This window comes from Halalkaliarchaeum sp. AArc-GB, from assembly GCF_031432225.1.
In the GTDB taxonomy this organism is placed as follows: Archaea; Halobacteriota; Halobacteria; order Halobacteriales; family Haloferacaceae; genus Halalkaliarchaeum.
This window is the reverse complement of record NZ_JAVKGM010000013.1, coordinates 44201-69696: the sequence shown is the minus strand read 5'-3', so window position 1 is coordinate 69696 and position 25496 is coordinate 44201. Positions and strand designations below refer to the sequence as shown.

General features: G+C 54.7%; 21 protein-coding genes. 10 read left to right on the top strand and 11 right to left on the bottom strand.

The window, feature by feature from the left end; genetic code table 11:
* Positions 1-140: 140 nt before the first annotated feature.
* Complete coding sequence (locus RH858_RS12270; protein ID WP_310562011.1) at positions 141-767, bottom strand: helix-turn-helix domain-containing protein; 627 nt, start codon at positions 765-767, stop codon at positions 141-143.
* Between the two features lie 56 nt (positions 768-823).
* The gene (locus tag RH858_RS12265) at positions 824-1750 is read right to left on the bottom strand and encodes a MarR family transcriptional regulator (RefSeq protein WP_310562010.1); all 927 of its coding nucleotides are present in this window, start codon (positions 1748-1750) and stop codon (positions 824-826) included.
* A 138-nt stretch (positions 1751-1888) separates the two neighbouring features.
* Here RH858_RS12265 and RH858_RS12260 point away from each other — a divergent pair, with 138 nt between their 5' ends.
* Both RH858_RS12260 and orc4 read left to right on the top strand, forming a co-directional pair.
* A complete protein-coding gene (locus RH858_RS12260) occupies positions 1889-2212 on the top strand; it encodes a hypothetical protein (RefSeq protein ID WP_310562009.1) in 324 nt (107 codons plus the stop codon).
* A gap of 631 nt (positions 2213-2843) precedes the next feature.
* On the top strand, positions 2844-4076 hold the full coding sequence (gene orc4, locus RH858_RS12255) for a DNA replication protein Orc4 (RefSeq protein WP_310562008.1): 1233 nt from the start codon (positions 2844-2846) through the stop codon (positions 4074-4076).
* 139 nt (positions 4077-4215) lie between these two features.
* On the opposite strand, the gene RH858_RS12250 is transcribed toward orc4, so the two are convergent.
* Together RH858_RS12250 and RH858_RS12245 are read right to left on the bottom strand one after the other, a co-directional pair.
* Positions 4216-6384 (bottom strand): type B DNA-directed DNA polymerase, encoded by a 2169-nt coding sequence (locus RH858_RS12250; RefSeq protein WP_310562007.1) that lies wholly within the window; start codon positions 6382-6384, stop codon positions 4216-4218.
* 321 nt (positions 6385-6705) lie between these two features.
* Complete coding sequence (locus RH858_RS12245; RefSeq protein ID WP_271969772.1) at positions 6706-7308, bottom strand: hypothetical protein; 603 nt, start codon at positions 7306-7308, stop codon at positions 6706-6708.
* A gap of 94 nt (positions 7309-7402) precedes the next feature.
* Here RH858_RS12245 and RH858_RS12240 point away from each other — a divergent pair, with 94 nt between their 5' ends.
* Complete coding sequence (locus RH858_RS12240) at positions 7403-7858, top strand: MarR family winged helix-turn-helix transcriptional regulator (RefSeq protein ID WP_310562006.1); 456 nt, start codon at positions 7403-7405, stop codon at positions 7856-7858.
* Positions 7859-7891: 33 nt separating this feature from the next.
* Here the strand turns inward: RH858_RS12240 and RH858_RS12235 are convergent, their stop codons facing one another.
* From RH858_RS12235 to RH858_RS12220, 4 genes are all read right to left on the bottom strand, one after another.
* Positions 7892-8548 carry a ribonuclease H-like domain-containing protein gene (locus tag RH858_RS12235; RefSeq protein ID WP_310562005.1) on the bottom strand — a complete coding sequence of 219 codons (657 nt, stop codon included), beginning with the start codon at positions 8546-8548 and terminating at the stop codon, positions 7892-7894.
* Positions 8545-8862 (bottom strand): hypothetical protein, encoded by a 318-nt coding sequence (locus RH858_RS12230; protein ID WP_310562004.1) that lies wholly within the window; start codon positions 8860-8862, stop codon positions 8545-8547. Before RH858_RS12230 ends, RH858_RS12235 begins: the two co-directional genes overlap by 4 nt.
* 2 nt (positions 8863-8864) lie before the next feature.
* Positions 8865-9803, bottom strand: coding sequence for a hypothetical protein (locus tag RH858_RS12225; RefSeq protein WP_310562003.1), 939 nt, complete (start codon positions 9801-9803; stop codon positions 8865-8867).
* A 462-nt stretch (positions 9804-10265) separates the two neighbouring features.
* A complete protein-coding gene (locus RH858_RS12220) occupies positions 10266-11540 on the bottom strand; it encodes an IS4 family transposase (RefSeq protein WP_310562037.1) in 1275 nt (424 codons plus the stop codon).
* Between the two features lie 694 nt (positions 11541-12234).
* Here RH858_RS12220 and RH858_RS12215 point away from each other — a divergent pair.
* The 3 genes from RH858_RS12215 (at position 12235) to RH858_RS12205 (ending at position 14830) form a co-directional block, all read left to right on the top strand.
* Positions 12235-13068, top strand: a complete 834-nt coding sequence (locus RH858_RS12215; RefSeq protein ID WP_310562002.1) for a GIY-YIG nuclease family protein — start codon at positions 12235-12237, stop codon at positions 13066-13068.
* Positions 13065-13751, top strand: coding sequence for a hypothetical protein (locus RH858_RS12210; RefSeq protein WP_310562001.1), 687 nt, complete (start codon positions 13065-13067; stop codon positions 13749-13751). The genes RH858_RS12215 and RH858_RS12210 overlap by 4 nt, the downstream gene beginning before the upstream one ends.
* Positions 13752-14140: 389 nt before the next feature.
* The gene (locus tag RH858_RS12205; RefSeq protein ID WP_310562000.1) at positions 14141-14830 is read left to right on the top strand and encodes an SOS response-associated peptidase; all 690 of its coding nucleotides are present in this window, start codon (positions 14141-14143) and stop codon (positions 14828-14830) included.
* Between the two features lie 452 nt (positions 14831-15282).
* On the opposite strand, the gene RH858_RS12200 is transcribed toward RH858_RS12205, so the two are convergent.
* Complete coding sequence (locus RH858_RS12200; protein WP_310561999.1) at positions 15283-16098, bottom strand: IS5 family transposase; 816 nt, start codon at positions 16096-16098, stop codon at positions 15283-15285.
* Positions 16099-16190: 92 nt separating this feature from the next.
* Between RH858_RS12200 and RH858_RS12195 the strand changes: the two genes are divergently transcribed.
* Positions 16191-20390, top strand: a complete 4200-nt coding sequence (locus RH858_RS12195) for a DUF3883 domain-containing protein (protein WP_310561998.1) — start codon at positions 16191-16193, stop codon at positions 20388-20390.
* A 162-nt stretch (positions 20391-20552) separates the two neighbouring features.
* Here RH858_RS12195 and RH858_RS12190 read toward each other — a convergent pair whose 3' ends face one another.
* A complete protein-coding gene (locus tag RH858_RS12190) occupies positions 20553-21581 on the bottom strand; it encodes an orc1/cdc6 family replication initiation protein (RefSeq protein WP_310561997.1) in 1029 nt (342 codons plus the stop codon).
* A gap of 324 nt (positions 21582-21905) precedes the next feature.
* The gene (locus RH858_RS12185) at positions 21906-22703 is read right to left on the bottom strand and encodes an alpha/beta hydrolase (protein WP_310561996.1); all 798 of its coding nucleotides are present in this window, start codon (positions 22701-22703) and stop codon (positions 21906-21908) included.
* A gap of 172 nt (positions 22704-22875) precedes the next feature.
* On the opposite strand from RH858_RS12185, the gene RH858_RS12180 reads away from it, so the two are divergent.
* The 3 genes from RH858_RS12180 (at position 22876) to RH858_RS12170 (ending at position 25302) form a co-directional block, all read left to right on the top strand.
* Entirely contained in the window at positions 22876-23511 is a 636-nt protein-coding gene (locus RH858_RS12180; RefSeq protein ID WP_310561995.1) for an SDR family oxidoreductase, read from the top strand.
* A 228-nt stretch (positions 23512-23739) separates the two neighbouring features.
* Complete coding sequence (locus tag RH858_RS12175) at positions 23740-23916, top strand: hypothetical protein (protein ID WP_310561994.1); 177 nt, start codon at positions 23740-23742, stop codon at positions 23914-23916.
* A 987-nt stretch (positions 23917-24903) separates the two neighbouring features.
* Entirely contained in the window at positions 24904-25302 is a 399-nt protein-coding gene (locus tag RH858_RS12170) for a hypothetical protein (protein ID WP_310561993.1), read from the top strand.
* Positions 25303-25496 lie beyond the last annotated feature (194 nt).

Here is a 25496-nt window from a genome sequence, read left to right as displayed (position 1 = left end):
CCAGCACGCCGAACTGTTTGGCGGAACCGATGGTGTTTGGATTTCCCTGGATTTCCGATGCTAATAAAGACGTTTGCGTCGACTAATGTGACTGACTCGGGGGAGAGAGGAGACGGGTTGTTCATCGAGAATGGGAAGAATTACGACTCAGTATTCGGGCGAGGCGTAGTCACGTCAAGTTCGCTCTCGAATCCGATGTCATCCGAGATTTCCGGGAAAATCACGTCGAAGTAGGGATCGTATTCCTGCCCAACCGCGAGCGCAGGCTTCAGCGCGAGGATGACACTGATCGCTTCCCCAGTTCCGATGCCAAGTGGATCAGCGGCCATTCGCTGGGTGATCTGACCAGCATAATGGAGTCCGGCCTGTCGGACAGCAGCAGCGAGTTTGCCAACACCGTGTCGCTCAACAAAGTATGAGACTTCTTCATCGACTTCCTGGAGTGCAACGGCGTGGAGGATCGTCGGCGTCACAACAATACCATCAGTAGTGATGCAAACCGGATCTGCGGTCACTTCTACTGGTCTATCTCCCGCCAACGTGACGATTCCGAGTGCCTCAAGCGTTTCTACGTGATCGTAGACGGTGGTCTTTGGGATATCTAGTGCCGCCTTGATCTCTGGGCGGGTGACCGGCCCGTAATAGCAGGTGTACACATAGACACGCGCCAGTTCTGGATGATCCAATAACCGCCCGACAGTTGCGAGCTGATTGATCCCCGTTTCGAGATCATGTGGGGGTGTCTCCGTGACGGGGTGAGGGGTCATACACATTAGTACGAAATACTTGAACTTTAAACTTCGTATGGGAAGCGTGACTGCTGTTAATGTGAGAGAGAAACTTCGTAGTCGGCTGCCAGCCTCCGGAATTGAGCCCATTCGGGAAAACGACGGCCAGTATCTTGCCCGTGTGTGTTCAGATACTGGAGTAGGGCATCGATTGTCTCCTCCAATTCGTATTTCGCTGCTTGATCTCGGAGTTGGCTCTCGTCAATATCAAGATGACTGATCAGGAGGGCACAGTACGATCGGTGACGTGACCCATCATCGATCAAAAGCACGTGACAGCAAAGCGCCGCAGGCGACAAGCTGTCAGGGTCTGTAGAATACAGGTAATAGCGGCGGCTCGTCAGGAGAAACTGGAGGCCAAACCTCGCGAACACTGCTAACCCAGTCTCGTGGAAATTCTTTGAATCGATCTCCAGTTCAGTTTGTGCGAGAAATTCGTCGTACCCCTCCCAGAGAATTGTTCCATCCGGAACGACCGATCTGAGTCGCTGTCGATGGTCATAATGAACGAGTTCACGTGCGAACTCACGTAATTGCTCGAAGTTCCCGGTGAAGTAGTACTGACTGTCTTCTCTGCCTACCAAGCCACGATTACGGAATCGTCTCAACACGCGATTGACGGTGTTGCGATAGTTGTCGCTTTTCTCAGCGATCTCAGAGACAGTTCGCGGTTGGTCGATGTAGTACAACACCTCGAGAGCTTTGCCGGTCAGCATCTCGGAGAAGTCGATATGAGGGTACTGGCGGACGAGGTCCTGGTAGATCTCGACGGCGCGGGCATCCGATGGGACAACTCGTTTTCGTCGGCCGTCGCGTTCGGTATAGACGAGCCCCTTCTCGACGAGGTCGGCGACGGCACGAGAGAGGTAGCTCTCGCTATGGTCGAGCTTCGTCGCGAGCTCGGAGATCGTATCGTCGCGGGCGACCGTGGCGAGGACCTTGAGTTCGATGCGCCGAAGCACAGTATAACATAGTACAAAACTAATTTATAAACAAGTTTCGAGTAGTGTTACATCCAGCGAGCACGGGAGCCGTCTCCATCGTCTTAACCAACAAAACTATGAATTCGCGGGTCGTGTTGGTTAACACGAGAGTAGCCGATGTCCTACGAACCCCCGCCCCCACCGGCGAACCTGCCGACAGAGATCGTCAACACGCTCAACGAGTCGGACCCGGATCAACTCCGAGATGTTGCGACGTATGCTGAAGCGCTCGCCGAGCACAAGGAACGAGAGGCGTGTCTCGAGGAGTCAACAGATCAAGAGGAGGTCGAAGATCGACCAGACGATCTCCCGGACGACGTCCCCACCAAAGCGACGATCACGATCAAGGAGATCAACGACAATCGCTACTACTACTGGCAGTGGCGAGATGGAGAGAAGATTCGTTCTCAGTACAAGGGGCCGGTCACCCCTGATGAGTAAAACTCGATGAGGGAGAACACCCACCCCACGTTTCCGTCGTAACTGGATGTGGGTGGAGCGGGTGCGGCTGATTTCGAAGGGACCACACCCCCCGCGTTTCCGTCGTTTCTCCACGACGACGTAGGGAGAGGCTAGGCTTAGTACAATACAGCCGCTAATTATGTTGACCTAGAAACAATCTAGAGATGAACTAACTTCTGGAACACTTAGATTAAAGTAGTATGGCTGAGAAGCGGTCATTAAGTTTACTTCGGCAGACGAGGGGGCGAAGTACTTCGCCCCCTCAGATGAAATAATCCTTTCCAGCTGCTTCTATAGACGGCCAGCTTTTGACGGCTAGGCTGCTCTCGCCTTTGGTATCTCGTTGTGGACGTCTTCTTCGAGTCCCCTCCCCACCTGTTCAGTGATTACGACGGAAACGTGGGGTGTGTGGGTTCGGGATTCGAGATCGAGGAGACGCTTACGTCTACGGGTTTCCTATCGCACGTCGGAAACGCGGCTATATTGTCAGTAATCCAATTCCGCCGAATTACGTCTTTTTCCCGCTGATATCGGACAAGGAACGTCGGAAATGTGGGGTAGTGTTCTCCACTAGATTTATACTCCCCCCGCTCACACCGTGTGATATTCAATGACGCCCGACTCTTCACCCAGTTCTGTCGACGATCCACTCTTTGAATCCGGGCATCGTATCTTCGCGAACAAGGATCTCCTGAAAATCGGCCACGTTCCGGAAGCTGACCGGATCGTCGGTCGCGACGAGGAAATCTCGAAACTCGCGAAACGTCTCAATGGTGCTGTCCACGGGTACTCTCCGGAAAACGTGATGATCTACGGGAAAACTGGGACTGGCAAATCTCTCGTTTCAAAACACGTCTGTCAACGAGCTCAAAATGCCGCTCAGGATGGCGTCGAGATTGGAACAGCGTATATTGACTGTGCAGAAGACAATACCGAGACCCAAGCAATCTCCTCACTTGCCGCGAAGCTGAACGATGAATCTTCGACTGGAATCTCTGTCCCCCATACTGGCCTCAGTACGTCGAAATACTACAAACTCCTCTGGAAGACGCTCGACGCTCAATTCGATTCTGTGATCATCATCTTGGATGAGATCGACTTGATGAACGACGACAGCGTGCTGATGAAGCTCTCGCGCGCTGAGGAGGCGGGGAAAATCGACTGTAGTATCGGTGTCATCGCGATCAGCAACAAGATCCAGTACGTCGACAGCGTGAACGAGCGCGTGAAAAGCAGCTTCCAACACAAGGAACTGTTCTTCAAGCCATACGACGCCAACCAGCTCCGGGAGATTATGTTCAACCGCGAGGATGCCTTCCAGGACGGCATCCTTTCTGAGGACGTGATTCCGCTCTCGGCTGCCTTCGCTGCTCAGGAACACGGCGATGCTCGGAAGGCGATCGATATTCTTCGCCACGCCGGGGAGGTCGCCTACGAGGCCGAAGCAGAGCAAGTGGCGGAGGAACACGTTCGCCAGGCACAGCAACACGCCGAAAAGGACCGGTTCAGAGAACTCGTGAACGGCGCACCCACGCAGGCGAAGGCGGCGTTGCTGGCGCTCACGGAACTGAGTGTCAACAGCAATGACGATGCTTTCCTCACGAGCCGGGTGTACGACCAGTACGAACGGATCTGTAACCACCTCGATATGGACATCCTCTCCGTCCGTCGGTTCCGCGACATCCTGAAAGAGCAAGCCTTCCTCGGGGTTGTCGAAATCGAGAAGATCAACAAGGGAAGTGCGGGCGGCATCCACCTCCAGAACCGACTCATTGAAGATCCCCATGTCGTCCGCGAAACGATCCTCGAGGACAGCCGGATGCAGGACTGGACTCGCGAATAGTAACTCCCTACTACTGAGTGGGTGCGGACGACGGAAATCTGGGGTGGGGCGTAAGGAAACGACGGAAACGAGGGGGGTCCAAAATTACGTCGGAAACGTGGGGTTGGATCGAAACGACGGAAACCAGGGGTGGGAACCACTACGACAATTTGTCGGTGGCTCCGAACGAGCTCAAAACGGCGTCCCTCTCACCGGAGAGCTCTCGCCGAATGTCGGATCGGTCCCACCCGAGCGGTGAAAGCACGCTCTCGACAGCTCGGATCAGTTGCGTCTTGTAGTACGACGCATCGTACGAATCTATCTCTTCGTGGGCGAGGCCGACACGCTCTCGCGAGGATTTCTCGTCGTCGACGACCACGTACTCGATATCCTGGCCTGGGTGGACTGCTAGATTTTGATCGCGAGCCCGTTTCAAGGCCGCCACGTTCTGGGTATTCTGCGAGTACCCTTCCAAGGGCTTGGAGACACGATTCCGTTCGACGAGCCGCTCCACTGCTACGGTACCCGCCTGTAATTCGTCGATTGCCCTTTCGAGACGCCCGAGCACCGCGTCCGGTGACCCCGTGGCATCGAGCCGGTCGAGACAATCCCGCTGGACATCCTCGATAAACGATGGGGTCGACCGCTGGCGAGCCTCGATCCCACGTAACTTGAACTCGTCGTTGCCAGCCACCTTGCCGAAATACTTCGTGAGTGCACCGGCGTCACTCTCGCGCTGGGGAACGAACGCCACCCAGTCGTAGTGGGCTTCGTGTTCGAGCTGAATCTCGACGCGCTCGGTGATCGCCGTCGCGAGCGCGTCGAGGTTTTCGCGGTTCTCGTCGTCGACGTCGGGATCCGGGGTCACCCAGATAGAGTCGACGATGCCGTGGACGACGCGCCAGCCGCCGTCCTCCAGCTGCTGTTTCGCCGTCAGCAGAATCTCGCGAGCGAACGCGTTGATTGCCTCGTGGCACTCGATGCGGCCGAACTTCGCGTTGCTGAACCCTTGATAGCCGAAGCAGGCGACGAGGATCCACTTCAGCGCGCCCGATCGCCCCTCGAGTTCCGCCAGCCGGTCCTCGTCGGGGTCGTCTCGTTTCTTCTCGCGACGGATGGCCGCCTTGATCTCGTCGCGAGCGTCGATGATCGGCTGGAGCACGTCGACGAGGTAGCCTCGATCATGGCAGATCGAGTACCCGAGGCCGGGGACGTCCTTGCGGTCGCTGTGGCAGTCACACCGAATGACGTCCGGTGAGACGTTCCGCGTACAGATGATGTTCGGGTACAGACTCGAAAAGTCGAGTTCGTGGACGTTCTCGTGGAGGCCGACCTCGGGCGCGAAGATGAACCCGCCGCGATCGGCGTCGTGGAGCGTCCCCATCGGCTTGAAGAACTCATGCCGCCAGGAGTTCCACGGGACGAGGACGCCGCGATCGTGAGCCTCGCAGATCTGGATCGCCGTGAGGACGTTCCCGATCGATGCCCACGCGAGCTCCTGGACGGGCTTTTTCGAACGTGACACGAGATCGAGGACACCGTTGAGGTTCGTCTCCCCGTAGAAGAACGTGTTCGACTCGTCGATGATCGCTCGACCGGGCACGTTGTACCGCGCCGGGGAGTGACCGACGCGGCCGTAGCTCGAGTACGTCGACCGGCTCGCGAGCTGCTGGTAGTCGACGTCCGGCCACCGACTCAGCGAGAAGTCGTCGACGCCGGCAGCCGTCGCCATCTCGTGGAGGGTCGGGACGATCTCGCTCGTCGAGCAGACGAGGATGTCTGGATCATGTGTTTCGATCGCCGCTTGGACGGTGGTGAGGATGTCTCCTGCTGACCCGGTTACAGTCTCGCCCGCAATTGTGAGCTCGCTGTACGTGTCTTGGCCTGTCTCGGTCACTGGAATACCGAGCCGGAGCGTCGACAGTTCCGCTGCCGGCGTTGGATCGCGATTCGTCTCCAGACAGTAGCGAAACTCCCGTGAGAAATCGACGTTGAAGCAGGCGAGATCGCCGACCGGATGCGCTGATAGTTGGCGTGCCTGTCGCGCAAGCGGTGTGACGCGGTCGACGTGGTTAACGTCGACAGCGAGAGCGGACTCGCCGTCACGACGAAATCCCGGCCGCCGGGATACGATCTCTGTCGCGACGACATCGGGGTGTCGTTCATATTGTTCGCGAAGTGGTGTGAGATCGATGTCGGTGTCAGGGTCACGTGCTGCGACGAAGAAACGGGGAGTGTAGTCGTCGCGTTCGGTCATGGTGGCGCCATCATCGGTCGCTTCCCATTCAAGAACGCGACCATCGTCAAGGAAATCGATCGTGAACGTCATTTGCGTAAGTCACCCACCTACCATTCTATACACCGAAATCTCGCATAATCGCTGGTGTGTCTGTTCCGGATTTCGGGAAACGAGGATCGTCTCGATAGAAACATCGCGCCCTCGGAAATTCATTCTTTTACCCACTTTCCGGAATCGCTTCCGAGTTTGATATCCGAACCTCCGAATCCGTGTTAACCAACAGACACGCTGTATCACAGAATTTTGTTGGTTAAACCGAAGCATTTGGATGCTCCGAGCCAGACCTGCCGATCGAAATTATCGTTCGCTGAGGGTTTCAACAGACTTCGGCAAACGAAATGGAGTCTCCCGCTACGCAACTTGGCGGACGTGAGCTTTGACAGCTTGATAGAGCCCGTCGAAATCATCGAACTCGTCGACTGTAACGTGCCAGCGGTCTGAAATCGCATCGATCATCGAACTTTCGACGTTCTGTTCGCCAAGGAACAGCACTTCTTCACGGAGTTCCTGTGACGAGAGATGTTCACAGACAGATCCGATCTCGATTCCTACACCGAGGTTGTCGCCCATCGCCGGGGCAATAAAGACAGTTGCAACGGACGCTTTAGTAAATTCGACACTTTGGGTAGCAGCGTCCATTTCGTAGAGCGGGATTTCAGGATCCGTCGCGAGAAAGGCATTAACTCCTCGCTCTTTTCGGAGTCGTCGTCGGAGTTCGATGAGGAGCCAGAGTGCCTCATCCGCGTCAAAGTCAGTTTCAGTAGCTTGGAGGTTTTGGACTGCTTCGTCAAGTGTCGTTCGCGTCGTGGCTACGCCTAGCTCGGTAGAGGGTGACTCGTAAGGTGGATAGGACTTGTAGGGCCCCATCAAATAGACCAAAAGTCGGGGCTTGGAGATCTCTGTCTCGCTGAGGTAGGGGCTTGTTTCGAGTGCCTCGATCAACCGCTCTTCCATTATCCGTTACTCAATTCGGTGGACCAAATAGTTGGATGGTCTCGCCGCAACCATAGTAAAAAATCTTAACATGGTAGGGAACCAACTGACTTATATGGCTAACTCGCCCGACCGAACGTCAATTCCTGACGGCGGTTCGCTCCGACGGCGTGACGACCCTAATGAGGGCGATAACGGGTTCGACCTTGACGTTGAACTCCCTGAAGACAGCCTGTTCGATCTTGACGATTACTTGAAGATGTACGAAGTGGCGTCTAAGCCCAAGCAATATCTGATCCTTGAGGCGCTTGCGGAGAATAATCAACTCAGCACCAGCGAACTGTCAATGGTACTTGGTGAGGAGGATAATGCGCTCCACTATCCGCTCCGGACGCTCAAGGATGTCGCACTCATCAAGAACCGACGCGATCCGAATACGGGGACTGAAGAGACCTATTCGTACTACGAACTGACGGAGCTAGGACGGATCGTGTTGACCGAGGGGATCCGCGAGGGTGTCCAAATACTGGCTCGGCAAGAAGCATCTCTCGAAGACAAATATAGCAAGTAAATCGCCCCGAGGCCCTCGACAGTTTTTGTACATTCACCCTTCACTAATCACTGGGTCAAGCGATTTCATCGAAAAATCTGATTTCGAGCAGTATCGTTCGGCGACGTCCATCAGCGCCCATGTGCGGCGAATATCGGCGACGTTGTGGAGTACGACCGCTTCGAAATCACCAGTCTCCCACGCGTCGACGGCCTCGCTACTTTCCCCAAATGGATCGACTGTGCCGTGGCCGGAAGCCACGAGCTCGTCATACACTCCAGTGAGGCTGTTCTCGCTCGTATTGAACCGTGAGGAGAAGATCTCCATCACGTCGATGTACGGTAGCTCGGCGAACGGCCACTCGCGTTCGTGATGATTTAACCGCGTTCGAAGGAATGGCAGATCGAATCCGCCTTTCCAGGTTTCCCCATTATACGCTACGAGTTTGACATCTCGCTGTGCGATCGTGGCGTCGACGAACGTCTTGACGGCGTCCAACAGCGCGCCCTCATCGTCATGAACAGAGAGCGTTACTGGCGTGGCGAGATGCTCGTTCACGCGCTGTTCGATATCTGCGGCACACGCACTCCCGTCTGTATTGAGGAACACTCTCGAGCCGACCTCGGCGTCGAATCCGACGACGGTCAGCTGGTCAGTCGTCGAAAACCCCGTCGTCTCGATGTCGAATGCGATCGTCGCGAGTGTACTCATTGGGATGGCTCGCTGGTTTCTTCATCGGATACTTGCGCATCGGTGCGCTGTTCGTCGAGCCGGTGTTCGAGCGCTTCGAGGCGTTCCTCGTGGTCTTCCAATGTGGTTTCCTGTTCGAGATCGATGCTGAACAGCGCCGGCACCAGCGGATTCTGATGGTTCAACAGCCCGCTCGCATCGGCGTGTTCGCGAGCGTACTCGAACAGCTGGTCGAAGCGTGGTTGGTCGCGACGACGGAGCGCTCGTCGGAACTCCGCCCAGCGCTCTTCGATAGCCCGCAGCGCATCCCGATATGTCGGGTTCGTGCGTCCCATTGTTAGCGCCCCCCAGGTGCTATCCATGCATCGAGGAGCGGACTCGCGGTGAGCGACATCGTCTCGCCGTCAGCGGTCACGCCTGTTCCGACACCTGCCGGACTCGACGTCGACGACGGGGGTGTCGCCGGTTCGAGGCCAACCTGCGTCGCCCGCGTAGCGAGTAGCTGTCGCCAGTAGGCAAATGTGGTCTGGTAGTACGAAGCGTCGTCGACGGGATAGACGAGTGTCTCGAACTCGTCACCGACGAGTCGCGGCCCCATCCGGGTTTGCTCACACTCAAGATGGTGCTTGGCGGCCGTCGCGACCGCTGCTGTGAACTCATCGATCGTACTCCGAGTCACGAGTACCGGGACGTCGTAGCTGTCGGCGTACGTCGCTAGCCGAGCGAGGGTTCTCGCTTGCAGTGTTTCTGCGTGCTGCTCGCTGAGCGTCTCGTCGCTGCGGTACTGGGCGTCGACGGCCGGCGCGACGATGAGCGACGGGGTGTGTGGAGACGAGTCATCGTCTTGACCCATTGACTGTCGATCGGATGTGCTGGTGACAGCGGTCGATTTCTGGATGGCCTGGTTTACTGCTGTCGGGAGATCGTCGACAGCGCCGTAGTGCTGGTACGCGGTGAATCCACGTGCGACGTGGATCCGGTCGAGCAACCGCTGGCTCGGTGTGATCTGAGCCAGCGTCGTCGTCGTCGCGTGGCCGTTCGCATCAACCCAGAAGGCGGGCCCATCGTGTACCAGGAGATGGTCAAGCACGAGCGACTGGAGGATTGGGACGCCACGGCCGCCGTCTACGTCGAGCAACGTAATGCCGTCGTCGAGTGACGGCAGCAGCATCTCGTCCGTAGCCGGATCGGCCTGGTCAGCGAGGGACCGATTGCGGTCAGCTCCCCGTGTCGGCTGATCCACCGCCAATCGGTTCGACGTTGAATGTTCTCCCATACTCCACCAGAGGTCTACTTTCCCGATAAGCCGCGGCGTGTCGCTTCCGCGTTTCAGGGAACTCGCTTGATCCCCTCCAGTCCCGGTACAGTCCCGAGTAGTCTCTATTTGGATCCCGTTTCCGAGAATAGTTCCCGAATCCAGCGTTCTCCGTGTTAACCAACATCTGGCCGTATTGACGGCGGTGTGTTGGTTAATCCTTCACAGCTACAGTCTCGAGCCTGACTGCTCGGTATGTTAATGCTCAACGCCACGTTGGAAGAGGTGCTCTATGAGCTACCCACAAACCCACGTCGACCACCGAGATCCCGATCACCACGAGTCAATGCACCCAACTCGAAATATCGTGAACGCCCACGTTGTTGCTGGTGAATTCCTCACTTCACGGTACCACGATGCGCTTCAAACTGTTCTCCATCCCCTCGGCGAATCTCTGAATACCAAAGACCCATTCGTCTTTAGCTAAGACACACACCTCGGTTGTGTAGCGGTAGCGAGCGTCTCTTGTAAGATCGGTCGTTGTTGATGGATCTTCTGAGCATCCTCGATGAGCCGCTCCAGCAACGGTGGTGGTGAGTAGCCGAGGTACTCACCGAGTTCGTGGAGAACAAGCTGGGCGTGCGACCGGAAGGTCGCCGCCCAGCGTTCCGGTGGAAACACAATCTCGTCGTCAGCCTGCTCGGTGACCAGATCCAACAACTCACGGCTCACTAGCAGCGACAGCAACGCCGCATACAGCAAAATCTCCACCACAACAGGGTTGCTCGTGTCGAACTCATCTAGTTCGTATTGCGTCTTCAACTCACGAAACAGCGTTTCTACCTCCCATCGACACCGATACAGCGTCCCTAGATCTGCTGGGAGAAACTCTTCTCTCGGTAGATTTGTGATATACAGATGGTAGTCGTCGGCGTCCTCGTCGCGGACGCCGACGACGCGGAACCGCTTCGTGTCTAGCGACCGTGTTCCCTCGTACTGACCCCGCTTGAACTCTGCTTCGACCTCTACGTCAATGTACTCCCGCGAGAGATCACCGACCACGTCGTGGATCTTCTCCCCTTCCAAGGGAATGGCGCGCCCGCGCCATTCCCGTAGTTCCTCTGTTATCACCGGATTCGCGTTCTGCTTCAACCGGCTCACGAAGTAGCCGTCGTTCTCGTCGATCAGCGCAAAGCGGCGGTACTTGAAGTACGCTAGGTCGAATAAAACCAGCCGTCCACGCAGCCACGGTCCCGTCTTGAACAGCGTACTGTCGTGCGCTTTTTCATCGGTCACATCGATCCGTTCAATCGTCTGGTCGGTGGCATTGTGGAGCAGGTGGAGCTTCGCTCCAGCCTGCTCCTCGTGGCGAGCTTGGAACTCGTCGGAAAGAAACTCGTGTAACCGTAACACCGTTCCATCAGCGATCATCACGTCCCTGAATCGGTTGATATCAGCGTCAACAGCGTCGGGAACAGCGACCTCGTCGAGACCACGCTCGACGAGGTCGCGGAGATACTCTGCAAGTGGCGGTGTCAACCGGTGATAGAAGCCACCGGGAGAGATCGTCTCATCGGCTGTAGAGTTGTAGCTGCGTCTAAATCCAGCGAGTGTTCGGCTCTCGCCTGCGGCGAAGCCGAACACAAGCGCCCACACGAGGACGGGAATCTGAAGCTTCCCCTCCCGTTCGACCACGCCGAGTTCCTCGGCGTGCTCTTCAAGGAACTCAGAGGGAAACAGTGTAGTGAGACGACGCAAGATTCTCGATGAGGAGGTCTCGTTGTACACACTCGACACCTCCTCATTCCTTCCGAAAAGTAGCCTCGATAAGCTGCTGCTGTCACGCGGTTCTTCGCTTAGCTAAAGACGGATGACCAAAGACCAACATGCGCTCAACGACCTTGGAATCGTCCATGCTAATGGCTCGCTGAACGATATGTCTCCTATCGTCCGTGCATACGTCAAGCTCGACGACTATTGGACTCGAACCCATCGTACTGCGCTCAACGAACTATTCGGTGAACGACGTGCTCCCGTTCTGAGTTGCTGTACACGGTTCCTTTCTGAGTTCTCTCGACACACACTCGAAGTCGAATCTGGCCGTTCCGGAACTGCGCTGGATACTACCCTTGCTCCGCTTCTCAAAAACGGATTTCTCTCACACACAGATGATGAGAAAACGCCATATGCTGTTGATGAATATCACGCGCTGTTTCGACCGACTGAACGGCTCTTTGACACACTTCTTGACCAAGCAGCTGTTCTCTGTGAGCTTCTGCCACCGACGGAGCTCTAATCGCACGATTCAGAGCCTGTTCGGCTCTGCAGAAACTCTCTTGGTCACATTCCATCTGCAGTAAAACAGCCGGTAGGTAGGATTGCGGACCGACTTTCGTCAAGGCTAGACGCCTGATACACCCACCTATTATACAGCTGTCTGCCAAGTCCAAGTATGGACATTTCCGAGCTCCCCGAGGAGTTCGACTTTGTAGACACACTAACTTTGGAGCGGAACAAGGCAGGAGAGGTCGACCTCAAGATGCCGCAGCCTCGCTACAATAAATCCGACCAGACTCCACTTCACGAGTATGGGTGGGGACCATTCTGTAACTTCTATGCCGACACCTCCGACTACAAGGACGTCCCTGGAGTCTACATCTTCACTGCGAACCACGAAGTCGTGTACATCGGGGAAACCGTAGACCTCCACCGCCGGATACAAGCAGATTACTCCAATATCTCCCCGAGGAACTGTTTCAAAGGTGGTCAAGGGACAAACTGCCGAATCAACAATGCGATTCTTGAGGTCGTTCGTAATGGAGGTCAAGTTGGACTGTGGTTCACAGAGACGGAATCACACGGACAAAAAGAGGCGGGGTTAATCGACGACCACGATCCGTCGTGGAACGAGCAACCATCCACTACATACCCCACAGAACAGACTACTACTGTCGGGTCTAATCCAAAGGAACAGCGGGATACGACCAAGTCCACCTCGATACAACAACCCACACAGGACACATCTACGAGTAACTTGGAATACGCCAGACACGGCAAATACGGGCCACTCTATGACTATCTTGAGGAAACAGAGGAACATACGCTTCACTTCGCATTCGAGGAGATTGAGGAAATCCTAGAGGCACCGTTACCGAACTCCGCCTACGAACACGAAGTCTGGTGGAACCCAGCTGGTCACACTCACGCTAAGGGGTGGGCGGATCTCGGATGGAGTGCAGACCCAAATCTTGATTCTCAAACGGTCGTCTTCAGTATAGTAAAATGAAGCTTAAGCAAGACACTCTCAACGAGATTGCAGGAAAGTTCGTGGATGCCGGCGTCACCGAACGCCATGTCGAACGAGAGCGGTCTCTCTACACGGACGTATATGGGATCGATCCGGAAAGCCCAGAAGAAGATGTCCAGATGCTGTTCGACATCGCCATCCAGAATCGTGCTTGGTCACTCTCCCCGAGCGAGTACCGGGCACTCTCGGAAGGTTTCGACCCGGGAGAATTCCTCAGTTGTAACTCACGGAAAGAGGCCTTCAACAATATCCGCGAAATAGACGATCTAGGCCCGAAAATCGCCAACGAACTGCTCCGGAAGGCTGTCCATGTACTCCAAATCAACGAGGGCTGGGAGAAAGATCTCCACGTCCCGCTCGATACCCACGTAATCAAGGCGTTGGTCAAAACCAAGGCAATCGACCTAGAGGGAGAGGGTTGGGAAGACGATCTCAATAAGAACCCTCAGCGTGTCGTGAATATGGATCCTGACGCGAATCCACGGAAGTTAGTGGGGTACACAGAACTCCAAGACGGGTTTGCCGAGGCAGCATCTCAGTACAACCTTCCTCGAATCACTTTCGATGAGCTCTGGGTTGAACACTCTCGTTTAATCTCAAATCCCCTGCTGCAATCAGAGAGCACACTATCAGAATTAATCTGCCCAAGATTCGAGTTCTAAGAGCGATTCCCAAACTTCCCTCACTCGAAGAGCTAGACGCACTCTATCCCAGTGGCACAAAAGATAGGGTGTCATAGAACAGTTAGCATGGTTTTCGGATATCGGTTGTGAGGACTGTTATTGCTGTTTCTGAATAGCAGTGATTACATCCATCTTTTAGACACAAATTTTCTTGGGGCTACTGATGTATGTGAACCGTTCTATGACACCCTGGCACAAAAGAATCAAGTCACAAAATTATACTAATTTGACATATCTGGGGGTAGTGGTCTTTTTCCTAATCTGTACTCACCGATTATCCCCAAATCTACCATCAAACGAAGGGGCAACAGAACCAACCCTTCACATTTCCAGATACGTTGAAGACTCTCCCGGGCGGACCCGGATGTATGTGTGGCCGGAACTCGCTCTTCATCGACCAAGCAGACCTCGAGGCTCGCTTCGACGCCGAGGTCGTCGCAGACGGCGGGTACACACCCCGATACAACATCGCGCCTGGCGACGACCTCCACATCGTCACGAACGAGACTCCAGACGAGATCGACGCCTACCACTGGGGACTGATTCCGTACTGGGCGGACGAACCCGAGGAGGGCATCATCAACGCTCGCTCCGAGACTGCCGACGAGAAACGCGTCTTCGATCGGGCGTGGGAATCACGTCCCTGCCTTGTCCCCTCGTCAGGGTTCTATGAGTGGAAATCGCCGAACGGCGGGTCGAAACAGCCCTACCGGATTTACCGCGAAGACGACCCTGCCTTCGCGATGGCCGGGCTCTGGGACGTCTGGGAGGGCGACGATGAGACGATCTCGTGCGTCACGATTCTCACGACGGAGCCGAACGACCTGATGAACTCCATCCACGACCGGATGCCGGTCGTCCTCCCGAGGGACGCCGAATCCGACTGGCTCGCCGCAGATTCGGACACCCGCAAGGAACTGTGCCAGCCGTATCCGAAAGACGATCTGGACGCCTACGAGATTTCGACGCGGGTCAACAACCCCGGCAACGACGATCCCCAGGTCATCGAGCCGCTGGACCACGAGCAATCGGGCCTCGGCGAGTTCAGGTCGGAATGAGCCCGTTTAGAACAATTAGCACACTAAAGAGCAGGGTAAACGCTGAGGTTGATAAGTTCAGCGACCCCGCAATATGACCCTTCGTCTAGTTGTTCTTCTATATCGGTGCGACCATCCGTGCTCCCGGCCCTCGAAAGCCGATCAATAGGGAACTTGGTCAACACGAATAAACCCCCTCGCCCGATTGTCTGAATGTATGACAAATACTTCGCCTGAAGAGTGGGGGAGTTGGGTGGAAGATGCCTTGTTGAACGCAAGACAGCGTCGGGGTGGGGTTGCTGATCTACAATTTCACGGCGCTAGAGACGGATTTTCCATCTCAGAAGATGCAGTCGCTGTTACTCACGGCGGTAGCTGAAGGGTCATAATTATGGTATCTCACACCGTTGTTCCGATGACGGCGGCGATGCCTCTCCCGGATACGTCCGGAGAAAGGGAGCAGGCGGCGAGCCTTAACTCGCCGCCTGCGTCAGGTTATGGATGATGCACTTCCGAGTCAGCTCCCGGAACTGGCCGTGCCAGCTCCGGGAGCGTAGCTTCTCGCCGTCGTCTTCCTTCAACTGCGAGAAGCCCGTCTCACTCATCCAGCGTTGGTTGTAGTCCTCGTTCATCCGGGCGTTGTGAGCCTTCTGCAACGGTGTTTGCTCCCTGTGCTTGATCAACGGTCGCGTTGAGTTGGAGCGACACTCCTCACGGAGGTCGCTCCACGAGTAGTTCGCGTCAGCAGACAGTACCCGCAGGTCTTCCGCGTTCCGGTGGAAGACCTGCATCCCGATGTGGCCGTCCCACGCCTTCTGCGTGGTGAAATGAACGTCTTTGATCGCTAGCGAATTCACGTCGATCAAGATCGTTGTCTTCATCGAATGGAACGAGTAGTTCGCGCGGTCGCGGTAGTGGTAGCTGGTTTGGTCACGCTGGAAGCCACTCGCGTCAATTGCAGCTTCGCCACTCCAGCCCGCCTGCTTCGCGCTTCGGCGGAGCAGGCGGCGGAGTTCACGCATCCGATACTCGTTTTCCCACCGGCAGAACGAGCTGTAATGTGGTGCCTCATCGAGTCCAAACACGGCGAGGACACCGGGCATCTCGTTGAGGTAGTCTTCCGTCTCGCGGAGACTTTTCTCTAATTCGACGCGGTACAGAATCAACGCGATCTGCACCCACTCGGCGTACCCGTCCGCGCCGTCCGGCGCGGCGGGTACATCCGGATCGTCAACGTGCTGTTTGGCAAGATCTCGACACATCCAAGCAAGCCGTCTGAGCGATGCCATATCGCCAGACGGCGTCCATTTCCGGGTTAATCTGGCGGAATGCTACAGTAAGAGCGTCCGAGACCGTCGTCACTAGGCGGCAAAACAAGGCAGTGGAAGACCAACTCCAGAAGATGGAAGACGTGTACCATCGGGACGAAGACCGACTCTTTTCAGACTATAATCGAGAGACAAAGCATATTGACGGATATTCTGGTCGTGGATTACTGGAGCTCATTCAGAACGCTGACGACGCCGGCTGGGAATCGTCCGATTCGGTTGACGTTCTAATAGAACTGACAGAGGAAGGCCTATTCGTTGCTAATAGTGGGGAGCCCTTCTCCCGTGAGGGAATCAGTTCGTTAATGCTCAGCGACAATAGTCCGAAACAATTCCGGGAGGAATGTATCGGCTACAAGGGACTTGGATTCCGGTCTATTTTGAATTGGAGTTCGGACGTGCTCATACACAGCGGAGACGTATCGATCGGATTCTCGGAACAGTTCGCAGCTGAGTATTTAAACAAACTCCGTGCTGAAAACGACGAAATTGATAGGAAAGCTAAGCGATACGAGCAGCGGGGAACCCCAAATCCAATCGCAACGCTGAGCACGCCACGACTTCTCTCAGAGAGCGACGTTGTAGATACACGTTTCGAGGAAGTCCACAAACAAGGCCAGCAGATCAAGGGTCGAGGCTACGACACTGTAATCTGTATTCCTCTGTTTGACAGCGACAGTCGAAACCAAGTTCAGAAGGAGATCAACTCCCTATTCAAAGAGCTCACGCTGTTCCTGCGGAGCGTAGATGATCTTCGGATTCGCAGTCCAGAACGAGAAGAGCACTGGAGTGTCAAACGCGGGGAAGAGGAGGTTATTGTTGACCACGGCAGCGGCGAACCGACTACGTGGAAAATATTCAAGGACTCAGGGGAAATTCCAGAGGAATATACCACCGCTTCGCAAACCAAAGATCGGTACGAGATTAAAATCGCTATACCAGAGGATATCAGAAGCAAGGAGCTACCATCTGATCTCTTTGTTTTCTTCCCTACCAAGGTCTCGTTCCCATTTCCGATGTTGGCGCACGCCACGTTTCAGGTGACAGAATCACGAAATCACCTGATAGAGAGCGATGCGAATCGATTTGTCGCTGAACGATTAGCGTCGAAGATGATTGATGCAGCGGAGGACCACCGATCTGAAGAAACCCCGTGGGCCGCTCTCCGTACAGTTTCACCCACAGGACCAATCGGTTCTACGCTAAACAACCTCGGAGCACCAGATGAAGTCCAAAGCTCATTCGAGCAGTTACTTGAGTCAGAAGTTGCTACGCGGTCACTCATCCCAGTGCAGGATGGTTCCTTTACAACACCCGCGAAGGCAAAGCGAATTTCCGGTGATTTTGACGACCTACTCCAAGGAGAGTTATTCGACGATGTCTGTCTTCACACGAACAGTCAGGATGTGAAGAACCAGCTGGATCGTTTAGACGTTGGGCACATCAACTACACAGACCTACAAACGCGACTTGATACTATTTCAAGCGACCTTTCTATGACAACCCGAGCAGGCATCATCACCCGTCTCGTCGATAATAATCTCATTCGAGACGAGACTCCACCGCGTCTTCTGGTTGATGGCGAGGGGAATACAATTCCGCCTGAACGAACTACTTTCCTCCCACCACAGGGAGAGTCGATTACACTCCCCTCATGGGTTCCAAGAGATATTCTTCACCCTGATCTTGCATCAAAGCTGCAGTCAAGCTGGGGATTGACCAGTATTCGAGATCTGCGAATGAAGCTATCGTCGTTTAATATTCGTGAGTACGAGCTTTCAGGGCTAGTCCAAGCGGTTGTCACCGAAGCGAACGACCGCGTTTCTCAGAATCCGGACTCAGAGGCACATTGGCGCCGGAAGATGCTACGTGGGCTGTGGGACCTTTACGAAGCCGGTGCCAAGGGGGTGAGCCTCACAGAAATCTCGATTGTTATTCCGACACGTACCGGGACTTTCGCAAAGGCCAGCTCTCTCTATCTAACGGGTGAGTACCCCAACGGCAAATTGGTCGAACATCTGTATGAGTCAGTAGATCAGGAGCTGTTCGTCGTAAGTCCCTCAGAATTAGACTTCTTTGACGATGTAAGCAAGCTAGAGTCGTTCTTGCTTTGGTTGGGTGTCGCCGATGAGCCGCGATTAGAGCGACGTGAGATGAGTAATTCTGACTTCTTCGACCACGTCCTCGAGACATTAGACTATCCAGCTGAGTTCGGGAGTGAAACAAAAGAAACCCCGAATGACGTTACGTCGACACGGAATTATCGGCTACGAAGGGTCGAGACAGTCGACCGACTTGAGGAGATCGTCGAAAGCGCACATCCGTATGCGATACTCGCGTGGCTTGCGACGATTCCAGAGACGACCAATCGCTGGCGGAAGAATGGATCAGACGCGATACTTGAGATCAAACCCAAGTACCACCAAAATTGGAAATCACTTAACGAGCAGTCTGTACCTTCCCACCCTTACTGGATTCTCCGAACGAGCCAGTGGCTTCCTGTCCAAGGTGAAGAGACTAATCTTCAGACCCCACAGACCTGCTCGACTGCATCGTTAGCGGAGGATATCTCGCCATTAGTTGGATATCCGGCAGTAGATCCAGAATATCCGCTCTTCTCCGAACTGGGTGTTGACGAAACTGATATCTCCAAAACGCTCCGAGACTTGGGTGTAACGAATACACTCGCCGATCTTTCGTGGGAATCGTTTTACGAAATCCTGTTTAACCTTCCTGATCGCGATCCAGACGGAAAGGTGGCAAAGCGGGTCTATCGAACCTTGCTAAAGAATCGTGAAAGTGACGAGGCTCCACCAGCATCTCTGCGTGCTGATTTCATCGAAAATGGGGAAATGTTCGGAACTCACGAGGGAGTCGAAGGATACTATCCGGTGTCGGAGCTGCGATACACAAACACCGACTCAATTCCTGCGCCAGTTGAGAACAGATACTCCTCACTGATGCTCGATAACCGCCAAGGTACTGAGAAGGTGAAACAGTTCTTCGGCGTAGAGGGGCTCACAAACTCTGATATCAACATCTCAGACGTCGACTACGACCACCACCTGTATATGGACGAGTTTTCGCAGGAGGTTGAAGAGTTGAAGCCGTTCATTTACGCCTTCAGAGTTGATGGCGACGATAATCGCCGGGAGCTACGGGCGATACGCGATGTAGAAATCGTCCTATGTAACGCGGTAAAGGCGACTGCATCAGTTGGTGGCGATACCTTCGATATCGAACTTCAACTAGGATCGTACCTCATTGACGATTCGGCAGTGTATGTTGTGCCCGATATTCTCGACGGGAGGCCACAGGTGACTGATGACCATCTTGCTCGGTTGGTCGGAGATGTTTTTTCAGATGTCCTCGATAAGAAGCTGAGCAAGGATATTCTCTCGCTCGCAACGGCAAATGATAGGCGTCAGCGTTTGGAGGTGCTCTTAGGTGACGAATCCGCGCATGAACGCTTACGTGAATCTAGAGCGCTCCTCACAGGTGAGACCTCTGAAGAGTCGGACTCGGTTTTCACTGCGCCTGAAGTCACAGACGGAATGGATCGAACGAAGAAAACAGAAAGAGATCGATCGGAAGATAGTCCCTCGCGTGACGGAACGGCTGTCAATTCACAACAGCCGACCGATGAGACACCTGCTTCGACAGCACAATCTGGCATCGACGAATCGATAGAAGGCGTTTCATCAAAGCAACAGGGCTTCGAAACGGTTGAGGGAAGATCCATCACGATTCGCCGCACATCGCAGACATCACAGAGTCGGTCGACATCGGGAACATACGATGTACCCGATTCTGAAGGGGCCGAAAAACTCGCATACTGGTTCGAAATTGACGCGGGTCGTTTCCCAATCCTCGTTTCACATATCCAAGGAAGCGAAAGCTATGGGTGTGACGTATTGAGTTTTGAGACGGAGGAACGAAAAGAGGCATTCGAATCAGACCCTGACAGAACCCTCATAGATCGATATATCGAGGTGAAAAGCAGTACAAGTCAACAGGGATACGTAACTTTGGATGACGGCCAGGTCCAACAAGCTCTGACCCATCAAGAACGGTTCTATCTCTATCGAGTGTATGATGGATCCAGCGAGGACGGGTCGTATGAACTGGCAGTACTCGAGAATCCGTTAGCGCATGGAGACGCGGTTAAGCGGAAAGCTTCGATAGATCCATATCGCACCGAGGAGGCCATTAGCTACTCTCTGGATCTTATTTCTGACGAGCAAGACGATTGAAATCCAAGCCTCAGCTTCCGAGACGTGTTATTCGGCGAGAAAGTCGGGCGAATCTGAACAATCTGTATCACGTACGCCCGTACGCGAGCAAACCGTCCTGATTGGAACCACCGACAATCGGGCCTCGGCAGGTTCAGTTCGGGATAGCTGACGGCATCACGGTCACTGTATCGGCGACGCCGCCGCCGAATCGACGAGCGAGTACTCTCGGTCCCGACTCGTCCCCTCCGCCTCGAGGAGGTTGTATTGGGTCATCTTAGACAGATACGCCCGCACAGTCCGTTTCGTCCGCGGATCATCGACTTCCACGGAATAGCGTTCGTGAATCTCGCTGGGTCCAAGCGGGCCATGGTCGCGAACAATATCATAGACGACCCGCTGGTGCGGCGTGAGTGAATCGAGGCTCTTCTGCTTGATTTGTGCCCGAGCATCTTCGGCAGCGTCTATGAGAATGTCGTTGGTGATGTCCTCGTAATTTTCGCGATCAGCCGTGCTGGCTGCGCTGCGAAGCATCCCGATAGCAAGACGAGCGTCGCCAGCGGCGGCATCAGCGATCTGATAGAGCTGGTTGTCGGTGATAACGTCCTCTTCAAGGCCCCACTTCGTTCGAGCACTCAGAATGTCGTAGAGTTGTTCGTTGTGGTACTTGTCCATCCGGACGTGTTCGCTGGAGCGCAGCCGACTTACGAGCCGGTCGTCGACGCGGCTGAACAGCTCTTCTTCCTTGTTCGCGATACAGATCACCGCGAACTGCTCCATACTGTGGAGGTCGTAGATGAGGCTCGGGTCTTCGAGTTGGTCGACCTCGTCGAGGATGACAACGGTTCGAGGACCGTCGTACTGTTGGAGCCGATCAATGAGCTCGTCGTGGGGTGTCGACTGCCGATGAATGTCTATCGTCGCACCGATGTCGTCGAGGATCTGGTATAGTGTCCGGAAGCGGCTGTAGTTTCGCCAGCAGTTGACGTAGGTGGCCTCGACGTCGAGCACTTCCTCGCGGAGCCGTTCGGTAACGAACTTCGAGACACAGGTTTTGCCGACGCCGCTCGGGCCGGTGACAATGGCTGTGTCAGCCGGCTCGCCGTTCGTGATCGGTTCGAGAACGCTCGAGAGATGGTTGACTTCGGCGTCGCGATGCTCGACTTCTCGAGGGACGAACCCGGCGCGGAGGACGCGAGCATCACGGATCATTTTGGTCTGACAGATTCATTTCTGCTCAGGTTATAAAAACCTCACCGGGTCAATTCCGGAAAGTTCCTCATCACCGTTAGATTGCTTCTTCTATAGTGTCGCTGTCTCCCGATTCTGATTGTGGAAACGCTCCACTTCCGGAAACGTCCAAAAACTCACTCGGCTCTCTCTAGCCCGGCGTCTTCACCGTCAACCTCGATGACATCACCGTCGCCAACGTTCAGCGCGTTACGAAGCTTCTCGAGATGGTCATCTGCCTCCTCGCGGATCTCCTTCGCGGTGGTGAGATCAACCTCTCCATCTTCGAGTGTCTCGGCGGCCTCTTCAACAGCGTGCTGTGATGAACGACGAAAGGACGTGGTTGAACCGCTCAGGCTCCTCTAAGAAGGGACAATGACCACTATTGGTGAAGCGCTCAAGTTGGGCGTCAGGTGTATTGTCGGCAACGTATTCGACACCACCATTCTCTAGCATCGTTTCGTCTTCACCAAGACACACGAGGGTAGGAACATCCACGTCGGGAACCACTCCCCGGTAGTCGCGTACTGATTGGTCGAAAAGAATCGCGCTCGTGATCGGTGGTGGGACTCGTGTGATCTCGTCGAAGAGCGTCTGTTCGACAGTATTCGGTTCATCCACGAGCATCTCGTCAATGAGGGACCACGCCAGCTCGTGTGGGTTGGTTTGTGCGAGCTCCATGAGTCCACGAAGTTCATCAAAGCCGAACACACCGTGCTCGTAATCCTCCTGTTCAAGATCCAGTGGCTGTTGTTCGACACTTACGAAGCCGCGGAACCGGTCTGTCCCAAACTGACGAACGTATTCCCATGCCACGAGCGACCCCATCGACCAGCCGACCAGAATAACATCAGAAAGACCCTGTGCGTCAAGGAACGCCTCCAGGTCACGAGCATACTGAGGCAGCGTATGTCCGGTTTCGGTTTTTTCGGAGCGACCGTGGCCTCTGAAATCGAGGGTGATAACCTGATACTCGTCGCTGAGCGATTTCTGTTCGCTGAAGAATCGGCTACCCATCAACACCCCGTGGAGGAAAACAACCGGTACTCCGTCGCCATCTGATTCGTAGTACAACTCAGCCCCGTTGACCGATTCCGTTGGCATATCGGAAGATATGTATGATCGCTGTTAGTTGTTGTGCCGAATGCTGCTGATATCCAGTTGTTCCACTCTAGTATAGCACATTATGCCTCAGAACAGGGTATCCTCTACTGACTCTCCTCAGTCGCTTCCGTTGACGCCACCTTCTTGACGATATTGACCGAACATCGATTGTATGAATGTTCTCGTCGCTGGTTCGCATGGACAAGTTGGCCAACACGTGACCCGTCTGCTTGCTGAGAGCGATCACAGCGTTCAGGGGATGGTGCGTGTGGAATCGCAAGCACCAGATATCAGGGATTTGGATGCTGAGCCGGTTGTAGCTGATCTCACCGGTGATGTCTCACACGCCGTTGAAGAGATTGACGCGATCATTTTCGCTGCGGGATCGGGTGGTGAAGACGTGTGGGGTGTTGACCGCGACGGTGCGATTAACCTCATTGACGAGGCGGTATCTGCGGGGGTAGAACGGTTTGTGATGCTTAGTTCGATTAATGCCGATCAGCCTGAGAATAGCCCCGAGGCGTTGCGAGAGTATCTCCGCGCAAAGGGTGAGGCCGACGAGTATCTCCAACAGAGCAACCTGACGTACACTATCGTTCGGCCTGGACCGCTGACAAACGAAGGTGGTACCAAACGAATCAAAACAGGTACTGATCTCGACAGAGACGCGATTGAGGTCCCGCGAGAAGATGTCGCCCGGACACTGATCGCGACGCTCGGGGCTGAGAGTACGTATGATGAAACGTTCGAACTTGCGGCCGGTGAGGTGTCGATCGGTGAGGCGTTAGAGACGCCACACCATACGTAGTCTGACGACCGGATTCGTGGACGGCTATCCTTTTTGATGGTGTCCGTACGGGTGTTGAAGTCCTTTGGCTGTACCACACCCCTCTGTCGACGCCATCGCCAAGCGCATCCGGATTGCCGGGATGGTTCGACGTATATTTCACCTTTGGCGACGACCTCCTCGTGAATGAGTCGCTACCGGACGGCCGGCCGCTTCTTGTTGCTGTGTGCGGTCTAGAGGACGGAGTTCATGGCGACGGACGTCGGCCTCGCAGATCTCCCCGCGGTACCGTTCGCAGCCGTGCGCTTCGATGTCGCTGCCGCGCCGCTGTTCGCCGCCGTTCTCGTCTCTGGTGCGGATATCCATCTTCGGACTCTTCTGGTTTCAGTTTCACCCCCCTTGACGAACTCTTTTGTCTGTCTTTAACGGTGTGACAGTATGCGACGATACGGTATCATTCTGCTACTTATAATTGTAGTCGTGGCCGCTGGCACTACGGCTACAACGGGTCAACAAGTCCAAGATAGAGCCCCCGAAAGTTGTATAGATGCTTTTACAGCCCAACAGTGGGAGTCGGCTCAGCTTACGGGAGAGATACGACTCACTGAGGATGACACAGTCCAAATCACATACGATGGCCACGGTGAATTGACCCCATTCGAGGTTGACCCACCGACTGCGGCTACCGTTGTCAACACGACTGGGTTCTCGAAGACTGCGGATGGAACCTACACCTTTGGTGGACGGCAGGCAACACCGACCCTCACGTATCGCGTGCAAACTGGATTATCCACCAATGAATCTTATGCGAGCGGTGAATCGTGGCTTCATACTCCTCTCCCTTCGTACATTCAGACCCGCGTCCACCACACCACCCCCGAAGGCGGCCACGTTGGTACGCAATTCGCGTATCTTGGAAATTATTCAGCTGTAACGCTTCAAGATGGATGCCACGAAGTCACGGGCATCATCGCTGACGAGAGCAGGTCGGAGGTTGACAGTGAGCAAATCGAGCGGCAGCTCCGATACGCGATGACTGAGTACGATGTTGGACACCGTTACAGCAAGACAACAGTCTTCGTAACACCGGGAAAAGTCGATCACACTTCCAGTGGTGAAGCACACAAAGCGGACACGTGGGCGTCCAGTCGACATGGGCCATCGAATACCACCCATATCGTACTCCACGAGTACTTACATACGAGACATTCTTTCGGTGATGCTTCACTAGGCGAGATGAGTTGGTTCAATGAGGGGACAACGGAGTATATGTCTCTACGACTAATGCTGGGCGCTGGGACACTTTCGCCACGAGAATACAACAACCGATTGGAGAACGCCGCAGGGGACCGTGCTGTCCTATCGAACCGGTCAACGTGGACCGATCATCGTACCCCATACCAGCGGGGAACGTTGTTCAATGCCCATTTAGACCACCGTATCCGAAACGCTACAGACGGCGAGAGTACGCTTGAAGATGTCGTCGCCGTCGCGAACGCTAAACAGGGGAGCCAGTTCCTTCCGTCTGAACGTGCGGTATTCGATATTGTCGCAACTGTTTCCAATACAGACACGGCGATGTGGGCAAACAGTACTGTAGATAGCAGTCGAGCCTTTGGAACTTCATCAATCCAACAAAAGACTACCCCTGAATGGGAGTACCGGCTCTCAATCGCTCGCGAAAATCTAAGCGAACAACCTTTGCTTGGTGTCTTCTTTGGATTGGTGCTTGGGGTTTTGCTGATGACAATTCCCGAAGAGTACGGCAATGAATCGGAGGATGACAGCCTAGAAAAATCAGAAAACAGCTAGTTGGTAGACGGCTAAGTCCTCTATTAAAGAAGGCGCTCATTCAGGGTATCCGAATCTGTCAGTACACGCTGCGAGAGTGAGTATTGGTTCTGTAGGGCCGAGACTGACTGGGCGAAGTCACTCATGTCCCATCTCTCCGAGAATCACTCGAATCAATAGTGGGGGTACCTATCTGTCTGAGGGGTGCCGGGACC